The sequence below is a fragment of the Actinophytocola sp. genome, from assembly GCF_049647105.1.
GTDB lineage: Bacteria > Actinomycetota > Actinomycetes > Mycobacteriales > Pseudonocardiaceae > Actinophytocola.
The window spans coordinates 64032-80747 of sequence record NZ_JBARWZ010000053.1 but is presented as its reverse complement, the minus strand read 5'-3'; the positions used below and the strand labels follow the sequence as shown (position 1 = coordinate 80747).

Annotated in this window: 17 protein-coding genes; 5 read left to right on the top strand and 12 right to left on the bottom strand. The window is 70.4% G+C overall.

Annotated features, from left to right (window positions below):
* Positions 1-157: 157 nt before the first annotated feature.
* Genes WBA97_RS07390 through WBA97_RS07375 form a run of 4 tightly spaced genes read right to left on the bottom strand, consistent with a single transcriptional unit; the run spans position 158 to position 2727 of the window.
* Entirely contained in the window at positions 158-316 is a 159-nt protein-coding gene (locus WBA97_RS07390; protein WP_378058128.1) for a DUF6760 family protein, read from the bottom strand.
* Complete coding sequence (locus WBA97_RS07385; protein WP_424229956.1) at positions 313-717, bottom strand: phage tail assembly protein; 405 nt, start codon at positions 715-717, stop codon at positions 313-315. Before WBA97_RS07385 ends, WBA97_RS07390 begins: the two co-directional genes overlap by 4 nt.
* Positions 714-1154, bottom strand: a complete 441-nt coding sequence (locus WBA97_RS07380; RefSeq protein ID WP_424229955.1) for a phage tail protein — start codon at positions 1152-1154, stop codon at positions 714-716. The genes WBA97_RS07385 and WBA97_RS07380 overlap by 4 nt, the downstream gene beginning before the upstream one ends.
* Positions 1155-1188: 34 nt before the next feature.
* Positions 1189-2727, bottom strand: coding sequence for a phage tail sheath family protein (locus tag WBA97_RS07375; protein WP_424229954.1), 1539 nt, complete (start codon positions 2725-2727; stop codon positions 1189-1191).
* Positions 2728-2946: 219 nt separating this feature from the next.
* Here WBA97_RS07375 and WBA97_RS07370 point away from each other — a divergent pair, with 219 nt between their 5' ends.
* The 4 genes from WBA97_RS07370 to WBA97_RS07355 all read left to right on the top strand — a co-directional run bounded on the left by WBA97_RS07370 (position 2947) and on the right by WBA97_RS07355 (position 5243).
* Positions 2947-3555 (top strand): DUF4255 domain-containing protein, encoded by a 609-nt coding sequence (locus WBA97_RS07370; RefSeq protein ID WP_424229953.1) that lies wholly within the window; start codon positions 2947-2949, stop codon positions 3553-3555.
* Between the two features lie 49 nt (positions 3556-3604).
* A complete protein-coding gene (locus WBA97_RS07365) occupies positions 3605-3997 on the top strand; it encodes a PAAR domain-containing protein (RefSeq protein ID WP_424229952.1) in 393 nt (130 codons plus the stop codon).
* Positions 3998-4088: 91 nt separating this feature from the next.
* The gene (locus WBA97_RS07360; RefSeq protein ID WP_424229951.1) at positions 4089-4709 is read left to right on the top strand and encodes a peptidoglycan-binding domain-containing protein; all 621 of its coding nucleotides are present in this window, start codon (positions 4089-4091) and stop codon (positions 4707-4709) included.
* Positions 4710-4712: 3 nt separating this feature from the next.
* Positions 4713-5243, top strand: a complete 531-nt coding sequence (locus WBA97_RS07355; RefSeq protein WP_424229950.1) for a hypothetical protein — start codon at positions 4713-4715, stop codon at positions 5241-5243.
* A gap of 14 nt (positions 5244-5257) precedes the next feature.
* Here the strand turns inward: WBA97_RS07355 and WBA97_RS07350 are convergent, their stop codons facing one another.
* From WBA97_RS07350 to WBA97_RS07340, 3 genes are all read right to left on the bottom strand, one after another.
* Positions 5258-8287 carry a helix-turn-helix transcriptional regulator gene (locus WBA97_RS07350; protein ID WP_424229949.1) on the bottom strand — a complete coding sequence of 1010 codons (3030 nt, stop codon included), beginning with the start codon at positions 8285-8287 and terminating at the stop codon, positions 5258-5260.
* Positions 8288-8597: 310 nt separating this feature from the next.
* Positions 8598-8804: a DUF397 domain-containing protein gene (locus tag WBA97_RS07345; RefSeq protein WP_424229948.1), complete on the bottom strand. Its 207-nt coding sequence runs from the start codon at positions 8802-8804 to the stop codon at positions 8598-8600.
* A 24-nt stretch (positions 8805-8828) separates the two neighbouring features.
* Positions 8829-9680, bottom strand: a complete 852-nt coding sequence (locus WBA97_RS07340; protein ID WP_424229947.1) for a helix-turn-helix domain-containing protein — start codon at positions 9678-9680, stop codon at positions 8829-8831.
* A gap of 318 nt (positions 9681-9998) precedes the next feature.
* Here WBA97_RS07340 and WBA97_RS07335 point away from each other — a divergent pair, with 318 nt between their 5' ends.
* A complete protein-coding gene (locus WBA97_RS07335; RefSeq protein ID WP_424229946.1) occupies positions 9999-10331 on the top strand; it encodes a hypothetical protein in 333 nt (110 codons plus the stop codon).
* 519 nt (positions 10332-10850) lie between these two features.
* Here WBA97_RS07335 and dacB read toward each other — a convergent pair.
* The 5 genes from dacB to WBA97_RS07310 all read right to left on the bottom strand — a co-directional run bounded on the left by dacB (position 10851) and on the right by WBA97_RS07310 (position 16664).
* A complete protein-coding gene (gene dacB, locus WBA97_RS07330) occupies positions 10851-12398 on the bottom strand; it encodes a D-alanyl-D-alanine carboxypeptidase/D-alanyl-D-alanine endopeptidase (RefSeq protein ID WP_424229945.1) in 1548 nt (515 codons plus the stop codon).
* A gap of 86 nt (positions 12399-12484) precedes the next feature.
* Positions 12485-13468: a hypothetical protein gene (locus tag WBA97_RS07325; RefSeq protein WP_424229944.1), complete on the bottom strand. Its 984-nt coding sequence runs from the start codon at positions 13466-13468 to the stop codon at positions 12485-12487.
* A complete protein-coding gene (gene tesB / locus WBA97_RS07320) occupies positions 13465-14385 on the bottom strand; it encodes an acyl-CoA thioesterase II (protein WP_424229943.1) in 921 nt (306 codons plus the stop codon). Before tesB ends, WBA97_RS07325 begins: the two co-directional genes overlap by 4 nt.
* A 23-nt stretch (positions 14386-14408) precedes the next feature.
* Positions 14409-15833 carry a pyruvate kinase gene (pyk, locus tag WBA97_RS07315; RefSeq protein ID WP_424229942.1) on the bottom strand — a complete coding sequence of 475 codons (1425 nt, stop codon included), beginning with the start codon at positions 15831-15833 and terminating at the stop codon, positions 14409-14411.
* Between the two features lie 165 nt (positions 15834-15998).
* Complete coding sequence (locus WBA97_RS07310) at positions 15999-16664, bottom strand: DUF2461 domain-containing protein (RefSeq protein ID WP_424229941.1); 666 nt, start codon at positions 16662-16664, stop codon at positions 15999-16001.
* Between the last annotated feature and the right edge of the window lie 52 nt (positions 16665-16716).

Sequence of the window (16716 nt, the reverse complement as noted above, 5' to 3'; positions counted from 1 at the left end):
CGGGAATGGCTGGCAGCGCGGCCCACTGCCGGGCAGGCGCGTGCACGGCCGGGGCCGTGGACGGCACCGGAGCCGCGGGGGCCACGAGTGCGTCCGTGGTCTCCCGCCTCCGCCGGAATGGCCAGCGCATGGACTTTCCCCTCCTGTCCGGGTCCACTCAGGACTCGTCAGCGAACCGCGTGTGGATCTTGCCGATCTCACCGATCACGCGGTTTCGGACCGGGTGCTCGAGGTCGAGGATCTTGTCCAGATCCCAGTGCAGGTAGTAGGCGACGTACGCGAGTTCCTCCCACACGCGGTCAACCGCGTACGTCACGATCCCCCCGGCGCATCACCGGCGACGTCCACCGCGAAGTCGTTGCCGCAGTGCGGGCAGCTGACCGCGACCTCGGTGTGCCCGTCCGCGTTGATGCGCCGGTACAGGTCCTGCAGGAACGCGAGGTCGGAGGCGAACAGGCTCTCGATCATGAACGTGTCCACCACCGGCACGTCGCCGAGCACGGTGACCGTGCGCTCCAGCAGCAGAACCGTGAGGTACGCGGGGTTCTGCTTGGCCCGCTGGTCGGACTGCGTGGTGATCTCGTCCCGCGCGGTCGCGAGCCGCATCACGCCGTCGCGGTGCAGGCGGCCCGCCTCGTCCACGTAGCCGCGCGGCAGCGTGAACGGGTACTCGGTCCGCAGTCCCGTCTCGGCGGGCGCCTTGGCAGGCGCCGTCACGCGGACACGCGCTGGATGCGCTCGGACACGATGGTGACCGTCTCCATCAGCACCTCGGACGAACCCGCCTTCAGTGCGCCGACCTCCAGCTTCGACGGCCACGCGTGCTCGAGGTGGTATCGCGCGACCGGCTTGCCGTCCGGCCCGTACATCACCAGCGAGCAGGACTTGCGTGCGTTGATGATGTCGCCGTTGAGCACCGACTCGTGCCACGCCCACAGCGCCATGTGGTCGGACTTGCCGCGCTTGAGCACGACGGTCGCCGGCTCGGTCTTGCCCGGCAGCTTCTTCAGGATCACCTCTTTGTCACTGGACTCCAGGTGCTCCACCGGCTTCACCTCGGTGGTGATGCCCTGCAGCTCGGAGAACGCGGCGATCTCGTAGCCGTCAATGGTGATCGAGAATCGTGCAGCTGTGATCGGGTCGCCAGCAGCCATGGTTGAAACTCCTTACGGGAGGCGGGAAAGACAATCACTCTTCGAGGCCGGCGCCCTCGGCGAACTGCGAGATCCGGAAGACCACGAACTCGGCCGGCTTCACCGGCGCGATGCCGATCTCGACGGTCAGGATCCCGGCGTCCCGGTTCTCCGGCGGGTTGTTCTCCTCGTCGCACTTGACGAAGAACGCCTGCGCGGGCTGCTGCCCGAACAACGCGCCGTCCCGCCACACGCGGCGGAGGAACATGGTGACCGTGCGCTTGACCGAGTCCCACAGCTTCGGGTCGTTCGGCTCGAACACGACCCAGTTGGTGCCCTGCAGGATCGACTTCTCGACGTAGTTGAACAGCCGCCGCACGTTCAGGTAGCGCCACTCGGGGTCGCTCGACAGCGTGCGCGCGCCCCACACCCGGATGCCCTGGCCGCGGAAGCTGCGGATGCAGTTCACCGCGATCGGGTTGAGCACGTCGTGCTCGCCCTTGGTGATGTTCAGCTCCAGGGTGACCGCGCCACGCACGACCTCGTTGGCTGGCGCCTTGTGCACGCCGCGGCTGGAGTCGTTGCGGGCCCAGATGCCCGCCATGTGGCCCGACGGCGGCACGAAGACCTGCTTGCCAGCCACCGGGTCCGCGACCTTGATCCACGGCCAGTACATGGCGGCGTACTTCGAGTCGTAGCCGGTGACGTCCTGGCGCCAGTCCTTGACCTCCTGCGCGTTGAGGCCGGGCGGGGTGTCGAGGATGGCGACGCGGTCGGCCATCAGCTCGCAGTGCGCGATCATCGCGAGCTGCACGGCCTTGACGTCCTCCGCGGTCAGCGCACCGCGCTGGTGCGCGGCCATCAGGTCCGGCACGCACAGCATGGTCACCTCGTCGATGGCCTCCAGGCCACCGAACCCGGTGCGGTCGGCGGAGTTGCCGACGTAGGCGTTCGCCTCGACCTTGGCGGGCACGGGCGCCGGCGAGCCGAGCGCGACCTCACCGGCCCTCGGCACCGACATCGCCTTGCCCTTGACCTCCTCGACGATGATCAGCTTCGACTGCTGGCGGACCACGGTCGCGACGTTGTTCGGGCCACGCTTGGCGGTGACGTTGTCGAAGGTCTCGACCGTCTGCCCGCCCTGCTTCACGACGAGCCGGAAGGTGTCGTCGCCCTCCTCGGTCGCAGGCGCGACCTCGACGGCCAGGTCGCCGGCGTCCGCGCTGCGGGCCGAGATGGTCAGCCCGGGCTTCGCGTCCTGACCCGCAGAGGGCAGCTCCGCGGCGGGCAGCGCCATCTGACCGTTGCCGTTGCCGCTCGGCGCACCCTCACCACCCACCCGCACGACGTAGGCGGTGCCGCCACCGTTCTGGAAGTACCCGTACACGGCGTGCGCGAGGTAGTAGCCCTCGACGAAGTCGCCGAAGTTCTGTTTGAACTGCGTCCAGTTGGTGACCATCACGGGCTCGTGCAGGGGACCGCGCTCGGCGAAGCCCACGAAGGCGGCCACCGCGGTTCCCACGGCCTCGATGGGCCGCGAACCTGAGGAAACCTCCTCCATGTACACACCGGGCGCGAGGTAACTGCTGGCCATCTCGGGTGTCTCCCTCGTTGCGAAGTACGCGTGACCGGCGTGACCGGCTCTGCCTGAGTGTGTTCATTCCGCACCGGTTGGCTCAGTCGTCGCGGGGCGGTGGGGAGGGCAGGCGGGACCGCCCCTTCGGGCGGTTGCCCTTTCGGGCGGCGGTAACGCGCTGAAAGGACGGGCGGTGTGGCGGTGTGGCGAGCGGGGCGCGTCGCGACACTGGGTTCCGTGATCACAGAGGTGGACGAGGCGTTGTGCGTGCTGCTCGGCCGGTCGCTGCCGGAGGGCACGATGGTCCGGCTCGACCCGCCGAAGCCGACATGGGAGACCGAACGCCCGACGAACGCGATCGACCTGTTCCTGTACGGGCTGCACGACGACCCGAGCGGGCGCGAGTCCGGCTTCGCCGACGAACGCGACGAACGGGGCGCGGTGCGTGCGCGGCGGGAGCCAAGCAGGCGCTGCGCACTGTCCTACCTGGTCACGGCGCGGGCGGAGAAGGTCAACGAGGAGCACCTGCTGCTCGGCGCCGCGTTGCGCACCATGCTGTTCACGGACTCGCTGCCGGCCGACTGCATGCCGGCGTCCCTTGCGGCCGCGGGCACCCCGGTACTGATCAAGATCGCGGACACCGACCCCGGCGCGTTGTGGAGCAACCTCGGCATGCCGGCAAGGGCCTCGTTCGCGATCACCGTGAGCGCGCCGTTCCTGCCCGCGCCCGACACCGAGCTCGCGCCGCCCGCGGACAAGATCCGGCTCAACAGCGGGCAGAACGTGCCCGCGCGCAGCGGTGCGCTCGCACCCGCGCAGCCCCGGCGCTGGGTGCGGACACCGTGAGCGGAACCCGCGGAGCGTTCCGGCACCACGCAGCGGGAAAGGAGGAGTCGTGAGCCCCGCGGCGAAGATGGGTGACAAGGTCGTCGGGACCGACATCCACATCATCATGATCCCGTCGCCAGGCGGGCCGGTGCCGACGCCGCTCCCCCACCCGTTCGCGGGCACGATCACGGGCGGCTGCAGCACGAACGTGGTGATCGGCGGCCAGCCCGCGGCCACGCTCGGCAGCACGGCGACGAACGCGCCACCGCACCTCCCGCAGGGCGGCCCGTTCCAGCTCCCGCCGACCAACCAGGGCACGGTCACCAAGGGCAGCGGCACGGTGCTGATCAACAACAAACCGGCGGCCCGCACCGGCGACACCGTCATGACGTGCAACGACCCGTCCCCGGCCCCGACCAGCTCGATAGTCGCGGTGAGCACGGTGATGATCGGCGGCTGACCGCGCCGGTGCCTCATGTTCTGCCCCATCGGTCATCGGATCGGTGCGCGGGCGGCACGTACGGTTCGCGCGGGGCCCTAGTGGAGGTGACATGACTGGCGAGCCGGAGCTGACCGCGGGCGACGGCGGTGAATGGGTGCTCTACCTCCAGCAGTCGCTCAACCACCACTACCAGCAGCCGGTGACCGCCGAGTCCGGCGAGTTCGACGCGGCCCTCGCCGGCACGGTCCGGCATTTCCAGGCGCAGCAGGGACTCGCGGCGACCGGTGTCGCGGACACCGCGACCTGGCAGGCGCTCACCGGCGCGCGCTACCGCTGGCCGGACGAACCGGTCGCCACCGCCGAGGTAGCGGTCGGCGACCTCGTCATCCGGCTCGCGCTCACCCTCACCGGCGAGGTCGCCGCGGACGGCGGCGACGCCATCGCCGACCTCACCGCCGATCTCGCCATCGAGCCGCCCGCGATCACGTGCACCGGCGCCACGTTCCTGCCCGGCAGCGCCGAGCTGGTGGACGGCACCGCCGTCGAGTACACCGGCACCTGCGCGCTCCAGGGCGCCGCCGACGCGACGGGCTACACCCTCACCGTCACGACCGACCCCGCGACACCGGCCGGTTCGGTCGCCGAATGGCTCGCACGGCACGCGGAACCGCTGACCGGGGCGGGAACCGTCGCACTGCCCGCCACCGCCGCACTCGTCGAGGTGGGCTGACCGATGACCGCTGCCGAGACGGGTGACCACGTGGTGTTCCGATATGCGTTGCCACCCACGCCCGCGGCCGGGGCCGAGGTCGAGATCGGGCACGTGGCGGTGACCGTCGAGCTGCGGCTGGCCGGGGACCTGGACGTGCTGGCCGCCGGCGGGCCCGACGACCGGGCCCGTGCGCTGGCGGCGCTGGCGACCGTCGCGAAAGGACTGATGATCCGAGGGCTCGGCTCCGCGGCACCCAGTGTCTCCGCGACCGCCGGGCACGTGTTCACCCAGCTCCACCACGACTTCCGCGCGCCGAACACCGTCACCTTCGCGGGTGACTGCGCCATCGGCTTCACCCACCATGGCGTGTCCGTGCGCGGTACGGCGAGCTACGCGCTCGCGGTCACCGCGCTGCCCACCGGGGACCGGGTGCCCGCCGAGGACGGCACCGAACGTGGCTGGTTCCTGCGCCACGAGAAGGAACTCGCGTCGATCGGCATCGTCCTGCTCGTGGCCGCGCCGGTCACCCCCGGCCGCCTCACCCCCCGCTGACCGGCGTCCGCGCGCTATACGTTCTGATTCTCCAGCAGGCCACGGTCGTAGGCGATCGCGACCGCCTCCGCGCGCCGGTTGGCGCCGAGCTTCGCCATGATCCGGGACAGGTGCACACTCACCGTCTTCTCGCTGATGAACAGTGCCTCGCCGACCTGGCGGTTGGTGTGGCCCAGCGCGACGAGCCGCAGCACCGACCGTTCGCGTGGCGTGAACGGGTCGAGCGCCTCCCTCGAGGTCTGCCCGTCGGTCAGCGCGATCCGGCCCCGCCTGGCGAGCTTGCGCAGCGCGTCCCGCAGCGGGCGGGCGTCCAGCCGTTCCGCCACCTCGTCCGCCGCCTTCAGCACCTCGGCAGCCTCGTCCCGGCGATCGGCGCCCAGCAGCGCCTCGCCGAGCCGCCACCGGCACATCGCCTGCTCGTACACGGCGCCGTAGTCGAACGCCTCGACCGCCTTCTCCCACAACGCCGGGTCACTGGCGCCCAGCAGCCTGCTCTCCTCGGCCTCGACCCGCGCGAGCCACGCCCGTCCCTCCGGCCCGAGCGTGCCGGTGCGCGGCCTGCCGTACTTCGCGGTCTTGCGTGCCAGCTCGACGAGCCGCAGCCCCTCCTCGACCAGTGCTTTCCGCTCGGTCTCGTCCTTGCGCCGCGCGGCCCGCTCCGCGTAGTCGGTGTACAGCATCGCGCCGAGCGCGCTCAGCCGGATGTTCACGAGCACCCACTGGCCACCGACCCGCTCGGCCCATTCCAGGGCTTCGCGCACGAGCTTCGCGCCCTCCTCCGGACGGCCCTGCCACAGCGCCAGCTCCGCGCCGACCGCGCTCATGGAGGAGGCGATCTGGAAGTCCCGGTGCCACTCCGACCGCAGCTCCGCCGCCAGCTTCGCCGCCTCGGCGAGCCGGCCGCGCGACACCATCACGTGGCTGCCGACCGCCGCGAGCCGCGCGGACACCGTGCTCGACACCCGCATGCCCGGCGGTTCCGCTGCCGCCTCGCTCTGGTCCCAGTCGCCGCGCGCGTAGCGGGCGATCACCTTGATGGCACGCAGTTCGAAGCCGTAGGTGCTCCACGTGAGACCGGTGTCGCGGGCGCGCTCGACCCCCTCCTCGATGATCCGCACGGCGTCGTCCAGCTCGCCGGCCTCGTACGTGTTGACCGCGAGGTAGTAGCGGGCCCGCAGCTCCACGCTCAGCGCGTCGTCGTCGCGGGCGATGCGGATCGCCTCCCGCAAACGTTCGCGCCCGGCCTCGACCCGGCCCTCGGACTCGTCCAGCGCGCCGAGCGTGATCAGCGCGTCGGCGACCACGCCCGCCTCGTCGCACGCCCTGGCCTCCCGCACGGCCAGCTCGGCGAACTTCCGCGACTCGACCGGCTCCCGGCTGCTGCGCAGGATCAGGGCGTACACGGCGAGCACCCACGCCTTCTCACAGCTCGTCGGCAGGTCCGCCGCGATCTCCCACGCCGCTTCGATGATCTGCCGCGCCTCGTCCTCCTTGCCCTCGACGACGAACAGGGCCGACGCGAGCCGCCTGCGCATCATCGCAGCGGCCTCCCGGTCACCGGAGGAGTCGGCGAGCTTCACCGCGGACCGCGCGAAGGACACCGCCCGCTCGGGGTCGCCGGAGCTGCCCGCCATGAACGACGCCCGGCGCAGCAGCGTCACCTCGTCCAGCTTCTCCGGCCGCTCGGCCCGCGCGACGCCCTCCCACAGCTTCAGCGCGCGCTCCAGATGGCCGAGCGCCTCGGCGGGCGCGCCGCTGTCGGCTGCCTCGGCGGCCGCCACGATCGACGCGGCCAGGGCCTGCGGCAGGGCGTGGCTCTCCATGCTGTGATGCGCGAGCGCCGCCGCCGCACCGCGTTGTCCCTGCGCGGCGGCCAGTTCGCGGGCGTACGCGGCGTGCAGCCGCACCCGCTCACCGGGCAGCAGGTCGCCGTAGACGGCCTCGCTCAGCAGCGCGTGGCGGAACGCGTACACGTCCATCCACTGGTCCCGCTTCGCGACCAGCACGTGGTGCTGCACGGCCTCCCGCAGCGCCTCCTCCAGCTCGGCCTCCGTCAGCTCGGACACCGCGAGCAGCCGGGCGTGCGGCGCGCGGCGGCCGGCCACCGAGGCGACCCTGACCACCCGCTGCGCCGCCTCACTCAGTCGCTCGACCCGCGCGAGCAGCACGTCGACCAGCGTGGCAGGCAGCTCGTCACCGTCCTCTGTGTACGCGGCGAGCAGTTCCTCCGCGAAGAACGCGTTGCCCTCCGAGCGGCCTGCGACCTCGCGAACCAGGTCGTCCGGCAGCCCGTCCTCGGCCAGCGACGTGACGAACAGGCGCGAGTCGGCGCGGTTGAACGGCGTCAGGTCCAGCCGCTCCATCGCGGGCTGGCGGACCAGCTCGGCGAGCAGCGGGCGCAGGGGGTGGCGGCGGTGCAGGTCGTCGCTGCGGTAGGTGCCGACGATGAGGATGCGCTGGTCACGTAGCCGCGAGACGAGGAACGACAGGAGCCGCCGGGTGGAGCCGTCGGCCCAGTGCAGGTCCTCCAGGATCAGCGCGACGGGCGTCGTGGCGGCCAGGCCGGTCAGTAGCGCGTGCACCGCGTCGAACAGCTGGAGCTGGCCGATGTCCTGCTCGGGCCGGTTGCCGAGCCGCCCGCCGACGCCGGGGACGACGGCGGTGATCGCGGACATGTTGGCCTCGCGGCGCTCGGCGCCGACGGGCAGCGTCACGTCGGGGAACAGCCGCGCGAGCGCCGGATGCGCGAGCACCGCCTGCTCCCGGTCGGGCACCTGGGACATCGCCTCGGCGAACGGCAGGTAGGGCAGGCCGGTCTCGCCCGCGTCGAGGCAGCGGCCGGTGAGCACGATCCCGCCCTTGTCGCGTGCGTGCGCGGCGAGCTCGTCGGTCAGTCTGGTCTTGCCGACGCCCGCGTCGCCGGAGATGAGCATCGCGGTCGCGGTGCCACCCGCGGCCTGGTCGAAGGCACCACGCAACCGGCCGAGCTCTCGGTCACGTGCCACCAGAGGTATTCCTGATCCGAGACGCGCCACACTCTGCATACTGTCACGCCCCGCGCAGGGGAGCGTGCGTCTTTTCCCGCGTCGTCGGCACAGTTGGCACCGTCGTTGACACCGTCGTCGGCACAGTCGATTCCACAGTCCGGGACACGGCACCGAGCCTGGTACTGAGGGTGGTGGGACGGCATCGGGAGATCACGCAGTTCCGGCGCCGGCACCGGGGTAAGGGATGGCCTGGCGGGTACGACGACCGCCTGAGGGCCTGGGGCGGTGCTCCGGGGTCACGAGAGCACCTGTGGGCTGCGTTCTCATACAGGGCTGGAACTATTCGTCCGGCGCAGCCTGAGGAGCCTCACCAGCTGGCGAGGCGTCCCTCCTTGAGGACTCCCATGAACGCGGACCAGCCGGGCGTCTCGAACGAGACGTGGCCTGCCTGCGGGTTCTTGGAGTCACGCACCGCTGCGCCGATTCTGGCCACGACGAGCTCGACACAGTCATTGCCTGCGCCGCTGCGGCTGCTCTTGCGCCAGCGCGCGCCGATCAGGTCAGAAGCGGTCACGCTCTGCTCCTCTCGATTTGCGGACTAGGACAGCCGGCCGGCTGTCCTGTCGACCAAGTCGACGGTGTCGTCTGGTTTCAACGCAGCCGCACGTAGATGGTCGAACATCAACGTATACCGATGAACGTCTTCCGGCTGTTCCAAGTAGACACCGGAAGTGCTGTTCTCGACATACACGACATCGGGGTCGGCTTGCTCTGGGTAACCGAGGATGAGGAACGGCGCCTCCATCCCCGCGTGCGCGCCCGAGGAGAAGGGCACGACCTGGAGGGTGACGTTCGGCAGCGAGGACAGCTCGACCAGCCTCTTCAGCTGCTCGCGCATCGCCTCGGGGCCGCCGACCACGCGGTGGAGCACCGCCTCGTCGAGCACCGCCCAGTACTCCGGCGGGTTCGGTTCGACGGTGATGAGCTTCTGCCTGTTGATACGGGCGCGGACGCGAAGCTCCACATCGGCCTCCGACGCGTCGGGCCGGATCGCGCGGATCACCGCGCGGGTGTAGCTCTCGGTCTGCAACAGGCCGGGCACCAGCAGCGCCTGGTGGGTGTGCAGAAAGGACGCGTCGGACTCCAGGCCGACGAACGAACCGGTGAACACCTCGTTGTAGGCGTGCCACCAGCCCTTCTTGCGGGCCTCCCTCGCCAGCTGGACGAGCGCCTCACGCTCGTCGTCGTCTACGCCGTAGACCTCGAGCATGTCCCGCACGTCACGCGGGGTCACCCCGACGTGTCCCGTCTCGATGCGACTGATCTTCGACGCCGAGCACTCCAGCCTCTCGCCTACCTCGTCGATGGTCAGGTTGGCGTTCTCGCGCAGCTCTCGCAGCCGGGCCGCGAGCCGTCGACGGCGGACCGTCGGGCTGGGACCTCGCGACATGGATCACCTCACTGTGGATGGTTGCTGAGATCGATGTTCTCACTTGGACACGAGTTGTCACGAGCCCTCGGAAACGTGATCAGAATGCCTGGACAGCGTATGCAATTGCATCCCGCCCGAAGCGCTTCACCCGATCGTGTACTGCAACTTGCAAAAAGCTTGTCCCCTATCGCAAGCTGCTAATCGAGCCTCTGGCGCCTGCCAAGGCTTGGCTGGCCGGAGTGACCGGTCGAGTAGCAATTTGACGCGTGCGTCGGCTTGCGCAACTCGACGCGCCCACCAGGCCACCACCTCCTCCCGGCCCCGGGGAGTCACATCGTGAGCAGTCCGATCTTTGGGCAGCTGAAAACGTCGCTGGCCGACTATCTGACCAACATCACCTACCGCGCCCAGTTCGGTGACGAGCAGGCCGCGGCACTGATGGCGCGGTTCGAGTTGCCGAGGGTGGTCGAGGCGCTCAAGGCTGTGCTCGACGAGCACTCGCCAGACGCGCACGGACGCTGTCCGAGCTGCCGGACCAGGCGTTTCGGCCGCGCACCCGCCCCGTGCCGGGCGTATCTGACAGCTCACCTGTGCCTCGTGGCCACCGAGGAGGACCTCCCGGAGGAGACCGCCGTGCCGATGCGCAGGCGGGTCGCCTTCGGCGGCTGAACACCCAGACGACGGGCCCGGGAGATCCCTTCCATCCCCGCGCTCGTCTGGTCGAGCGGCTCGCCTCCCCAGACCGGCGAGCCGCCCGACACCTGGCGGGTCCAGGACCGCCCCCGACCGGCTCTGGACCCGCCACCCGTCCGCCTCCCGGATTCCGGTGTCCCGCGCAGGCGCGGATCCCGAAGGCTCGTGGCGCTGACCTTCGAGTCAACTCAGAGTGTTCACCGAGTTTGCAAGAGTCCCAAAAGTTGCCTTCCGGCCGTCCGAAACGGTCATCAAGTTTCACGGAGCGTTGTCGGAATCGATCGAGCTACCGCATCGAATTCGCGACCAACCGCCGAAGATAACCCGCATGAGGGATGCTCTCCCGCCTCCCCGGATTTAAAAGTGTTGGTCCCGACCCAGCGACACTCGCGGACCGTGGGTGGTTGGTGGCTGAGTGCCATCACGTTCCCCTGAGGTCACCTTTGGGCAGGCCCAGACCCTCGCACAAAGATCCATCGGACGGCCCGGGTCCACTCAACACGCCTTTACCCAGCTGCATTCCAGTTCGGTCGCTTCCGACGGCAACTCGGGGGCGGGCACCACTGACCGCGCCGTCACCGCGCCGCCCTCCTGCGCGAGCCGCACCGCCACCGCGTCCTCGAGGCCCTTCACGTTCACCCCGACCGAGTTGTTCGTGACCATCGAGAACACCCACTGCTCACCGGCCGCGTTCGTGACGTAGCCGGACAGGCCGCTCACGCCGGTCAGCGATCCGGTCTTGGCGTACACCTTGCCCTCGGCGGCCGTGCCCCGCATGCGGCTGCGCAGCGTGCCGCCCACCAGCCGGTCGGCCTTGCCAGCGATCGGCAGCGCCTCGTGCCAGTCGCCGAACCACGGCCGCGATCGCGCGGCACCGAGCAGCGCCGCCAGCTGGTCCGGCGAGATCTGGTCCATCCTGGACAGACCGGAACCGTCCCGCAGGGACAGCCGGGCCGGGTCGACGCCGTAGGACGGCAGCCGGTCCGCGACCGCCGCGAGGCCCGCGCTCCACGTGCCCTGCCCGGACGTCTTCCTGCCCATGGCCTTGACCAGGATCTCGGCGTGCAGGTTGTTCGACAGCTTGAGGAACGGCACCGCCAGTTCACGGAGCGGCATCGACTGCCGCGACGCCACCACCGGTGCGCTCGCGGGCGTCGCGCCGAGGGCCGTCGTGCCGAGCACCTTCACGCCGTGCTTACCGAGCGCCGCACGGAACAACGCGGCGGCGTACCCGGTCGGCTCCCACACCGCCATCCACTCGCCCGTCGCGGCGCCGTCCGACGGGATGGAGCCGGTGACCGTGAACGTGTTCGCACCGTGCACGCGGTCGACACCGATCGTGTTCGGTGACCCCGCCGCACCGGTGACCGCGGTGTTCACGACCTTGACGTAGCTGGTCGGCGGCTCGGTGGTCACCACCGCCTTGCCATCCGCACCGGGCGCGACGCGGATGATGATCGAGCCCGCGTCGTAGTCCGTGTCCGGCGCGGCGGTCAGCGCGGACACCTGCGCGGAGTAGTAGTACGGCTCGTCGTCCCACGCCCAGCTGGTGCCGAGGCGGACGTCGTCGAACCACGTGTCGTCGGCGACGAGCTTGCCGCGCACCAGTTTCACGCCCTTGGCGGCGACCTGTGCGGCGAGCGCGTCGTAGTCGGCGGCCAGCGTCGTCGGGTCGCCGGTGCCCTTCAGGTACAGGTCGCCGTCGAGCACGGGCCCCGCCCGCCTGCCCGCCGCGTGGACGGTGGTGTCGAAGCGGTAGTCCGGGCCGAGTACGTCGAACGCCGCGATGGAGGTCACGAGCTTCGCGTTCGACGCGGGCTGCTGCCTGCGCTCGGACGCGCGGGCGTACACGGTCTGCCCGTCGAGGGTCTTCACCACCAGCCCGACATCGGAGCCCTCCATGCCGGGCGAGGCGAGGATCGCGTCGAGGTCGGCGGCGAGCGCACCGCGGTCCTGCGCGACGACCGGCGACACGATCCCGCCGCCGAACACCAGCAGGACACCGGTCACCAGTGCGGGCAAACCAAGCAAGCGGGAACGCATGAACGCCTCCCAAGGGGGCACAGTGGCTGTTGGTGGGGAATCTTCCTATCCCCTGCGCGCCGTGACAATCACCAACATGGCCGCACTCAGGCTGGCGACCAGTCCCGCAGGGCCGACAGCACGAGCGTGTCCTGCCCGTGCACCGACAGGACCGTCCCGCCCGCGCCGTGCACGGCGTACTCGAAGTCGGTGCACGGGTTCCTGTCCTCCGACCCCCCGTACAGCTCGGCCACCGTGCGCACCGGGTGCCCGGCGAGCACGATCTCGTCGACGACGGTCATCGTGGTCAGGTCGACGACCCGGATCCGGCCGTTGCCGGTCGTCCACGCCACGTGGTCACCGGTCAGCCGGATCACCTCGCCCGGCCCGTCGCGGTAGTCCTTCGCCGCCTCCTGGTCGACCTCGGCCCAGGTCAGCGTGCGCGGCTCGGACCCGTCCGGCCAGGACAGGAGCACCATCCGGTCGTCGTCGCAGAGGACCACCGAGCGCCCGTCCGGCAGGAAGAGCGGGGGCCTGCACTCGTCGACGGGGAGCCGCTCGGCACGAATCCCGGCACCGCCGTCGGTGAGCAGCCATGCCTCCTGGCCGTCCTGTCCCGCCGCGACCCACAGCACCGCGGCGTCGTCGGCGGGGTGCGCGCAGAGCAGGACCATGGCGCCGCCGAACTCGTCGGGGACGGTCACGGTGGCCCGCACGTGGTGGTCCGGGTCGCGGATCTCCACGCGCACCTCGTCACCGGTGCCCGCCGCGACCCACACCTCCTGTCCGGACGGCAGCCACCGGCACGAGGCCTCGTGCGCCAGCGGCGCCGCCGTGACCTGCCCGCCCGGTTCACCGAGCCACAGGCGGCCATCAGCGGCCCACGCCCAGGTCGTCCCGTCCGGCGTGATGGCAACGTCGCCGACGCGGCCGCCCAGCTTCAGCGTGCCGACCACCCGCAGCTCACCGTCGAGGACGGTCGCGTCGCCGTCGGCGGACACGGCCACGAAGCCGTCGCCTCTGGCGCAGAGGTGGTAGGCGCGGTGGCCGATCGTGGCCGTGGCCAGGACCGGCACCTCGCGCGCGGTCACGAGTCGTCTCCGGCGATCCGCAGCAGTCCTTCCTGGACCACCGTGGCGATCAGGGTGCCGTCCTGGGCGAAGAACCGGCCGGTCGCGAGCCCGCGCGCACCGGAGGCGGTCGGCGACGCGCAGTCGTACAGGACCCATTCGTCGGCGCGGAACGGCCGGTGGAACCACAGCGCGTGGTCCAGGCTCGCGCCGAGGATCCGGTCGAAGCCCCAGTACACGCCGTGGCGCACGAGGATCGAGTCGAGCAGCGTCATGTCGGAGGCGTAGGTGAGCACGCAGACGTGCAGCAACTCGTCGTCCGGCAGCGTGCCGTCGGCGCGCATCCACACCTGGTTGCGGGCCTGGTTGTTGTGCTGACCGCGCAGCTCCCACGGCGGGTCGGTGACGTAGCGGACGTCGATGGGCCTCGGCATGGTCGCGATCGGGCCGAGCTTCTCGGCGTACGCCTTCATGCTCTCCATGCGTGACGGCAGGGCGTCCGGTGGCGGCACGTCCGGCATGGTCTCCGCATGCTCGGCACCGGGCTCTAGCTGATGGAACGACGCGGAGAGCGCGAAGATCGCCTTGCCACGCTGGACCGCGATGACCCGGCGCGTGGTGAACGAACGACCGTCACGGATGCGGTCCACCTCGTACACGATCGGGATGCTCGGATCGCCCGCCCGGATGAAGTACGCGTGCAGCGAATGCACCTTGCGTTCCGGCGGCACGGTCCGCCCGGCGGCGACGAGTGCCTGCCCCGCGACCTGCCCGCCGAACACCCGGACGGGTGAGTCCGACGGGCTGACCCCGCGGAAGATGTTCTCCTCGATCCGCTCCAGGTCCAGGAGCGCGACCAGCCCGTCCAACACCGGCTGGCCGCGCAGAACCCCGAGCTTCGCGAGGTCGGCAGCGGCCTGACGTGCCGCTTCGGTCATGGGAGCCCTCTTCGCTCTGGGGCTCAGGCGTGGTCTTCCTCCCCGAGCCGGTGGACCCGGATGAGGTTAGTCGAGCCGACGGTGCCGGGCGGCGAACCTGCGACGACGACCACAAGGTCACCGGGCTGGTACCGGCCGATGGACAGCATCGCGTTGTCGACCTGGCGGACCATGAGGTCCGTGGAGTCGACCTGCGGCGTGATGAACGTTTCGACGCCCCAGGTCAGCGACAGCTGGCTGCGCACGGACGGCTCCGGGGTGAAGGCCAGGAGCGGCAGGTGCGTGTGCAGGCGCGCGAGGCGGCGGACCGTGTCACCCGACTGCGTGAACGCGACCAGCGCCTTGGCGTTGAGCCGCTCACCGATGTCGCGGGCCGCGTAGGACAGCACACCGCGCTTGGTGCGCGGGACGTGCGTCAGCGGCGGCACGACCACGGACTCGCTCTCGACGGCCTCGACGATGCGCGACATCGTCTGCACGGTCTCGATCGGGTACCGGCCGACGCTGGACTCGCCGGAGAGCATCACGGCGTCGGCGCCGTCGAGCACCGCGTTCGCGACGTCGGACACCTCCGCCCGCGTCGGACGCGAGTTGTTGATCATTGACTCGAGCATCTGCGTCGCCACGATCACCGGCTTGGCGTTCTCGCGCGCGATCTGGATGGTGCGCTTCTGCACCAGCGGCACCTGCTCGAGCGGCAGCTCGACCCCCAGGTCGCCACGCGCGACCATCACGCCGTCGAACGCCAGCACGATCGCCTCGAGGTTGGAGACGGCCTCCGGCTTCTCCAGCTTGGCGATGACCGGCAGCCTGCCCTTGCCGAGCCGGTCCATCACCTGGTGCACGAGGTCGATGTCGGCGGGCGAGCGCACAAAGGAGAGCGCCACGAAGTCCACGCCGAGCTGGAGCGCGAACTCCAGGTCCTCGATGTCCTTCTCTGACATGGCGGGCACGGAGACGTCCATGCCCGGCAGCGAGATGCCCTTGTTGTTGCTGACCTTGCCGCCCTCGGTGACCTCACAGACCACGTCCTGGCCTTCCACCTTCAGCACGGTCAGCCCGACGTTGCCGTCGTCGACCAGCAGCCGGTCCCCGGCCTTCGCGTCCCTGGCGAGACCTTTGTAGGTGGTCGAGACCCGGTCGTGCGTGCCCTCGATGTCCTCGACGGTGATCCGCACGACGTCGCCGACCCGCCAGTCGGCCTTGCCGCCGGCGAACGTGCCGAGACGGATCTTCGGGCCCTGCAGGTCGGCCATGATGCCGACGGCCCGGCCTGACTCGTCGGACGCGGCTCGTACCAGGTCATACACCTGTTTATGGTCACTCTGACTGCCGTGGCTGAAGTTCATCCTGGCCACGTCCATGCCGGCTTCGACCAGGTCGCGCACCTTCTCCGGGGTGGCCGTCGCGGGCCCCAGAGTGCATACAATCTTCGCTCGTCGACTCACGGACACGTAGCTTAGCCCTCCGCCCTGGAACGATCCCGAAAAAACAGGCGGATCGATCCAGAAAGTTATCTCCCTGTTGGTCCACCGGACACCGACCGACCCCTGAACACAGTTTTGAGGTTCCCACCCGCCCCGGCCCGCAAACCGATCATGCTGGCCCTCCGGTCAACGCCGGGGCACCTCCGAGACCCCGACATGGTCGGCCGCCCACTCGTTGAACGCACGCACGGCGCGGAACCCCGTCCGCACCCGCCGCAACGCCTCCCGCTCGTGCAGCCCGTCGTCCGGCGCCCACACCTTGACCGCGTACAACGACTTGTGGCGCAACAACCCGATCCGGGGATGGCCGGCGTCGTACCCACGAGGCCTGGTCTTCAGCTGCTCCCCGAGAATCTCCCACCCGGCACGGGACAACCGCCCCACGATCGCCGACAACGCCTCCCCGAAGAGATCCGAGGCGACCGCGGCACGGAACCGCGCCAGCTGGTCGGACTGGAGGTGGAAGCACCCACCGCCGACCCGGAGCCCGGCCGGCCCGACCTCCACGTAGTAGGCCCCCGCACCACGGCCGGGCTCGATGACCCCGCCACAGTGCGTCTTGTACGGCGTCTTGTCCCGCGCGAACCGGACGTCCCGATAGGGCCGGAAGACCGTGACCCTGCTGGACTCCGAGGCGAACTCCGGCGACAGCTCGGCGAGCAGCTCCTCCATCGGCGCGCGGACGTCCGTGGCGTAGAGGTGTTTGTTGTCCTCCCAGTATGACTTGGAGTTGTCCGCTTCGAGCCCGTCGTAGAAGTCGATCGCGTGTTCGCCGAACCCCGTGAACGCCATGGCCGCAGTATGCAACGAGGGGGCGGTCGCGCCCGGCCGCCCCTCGTACATC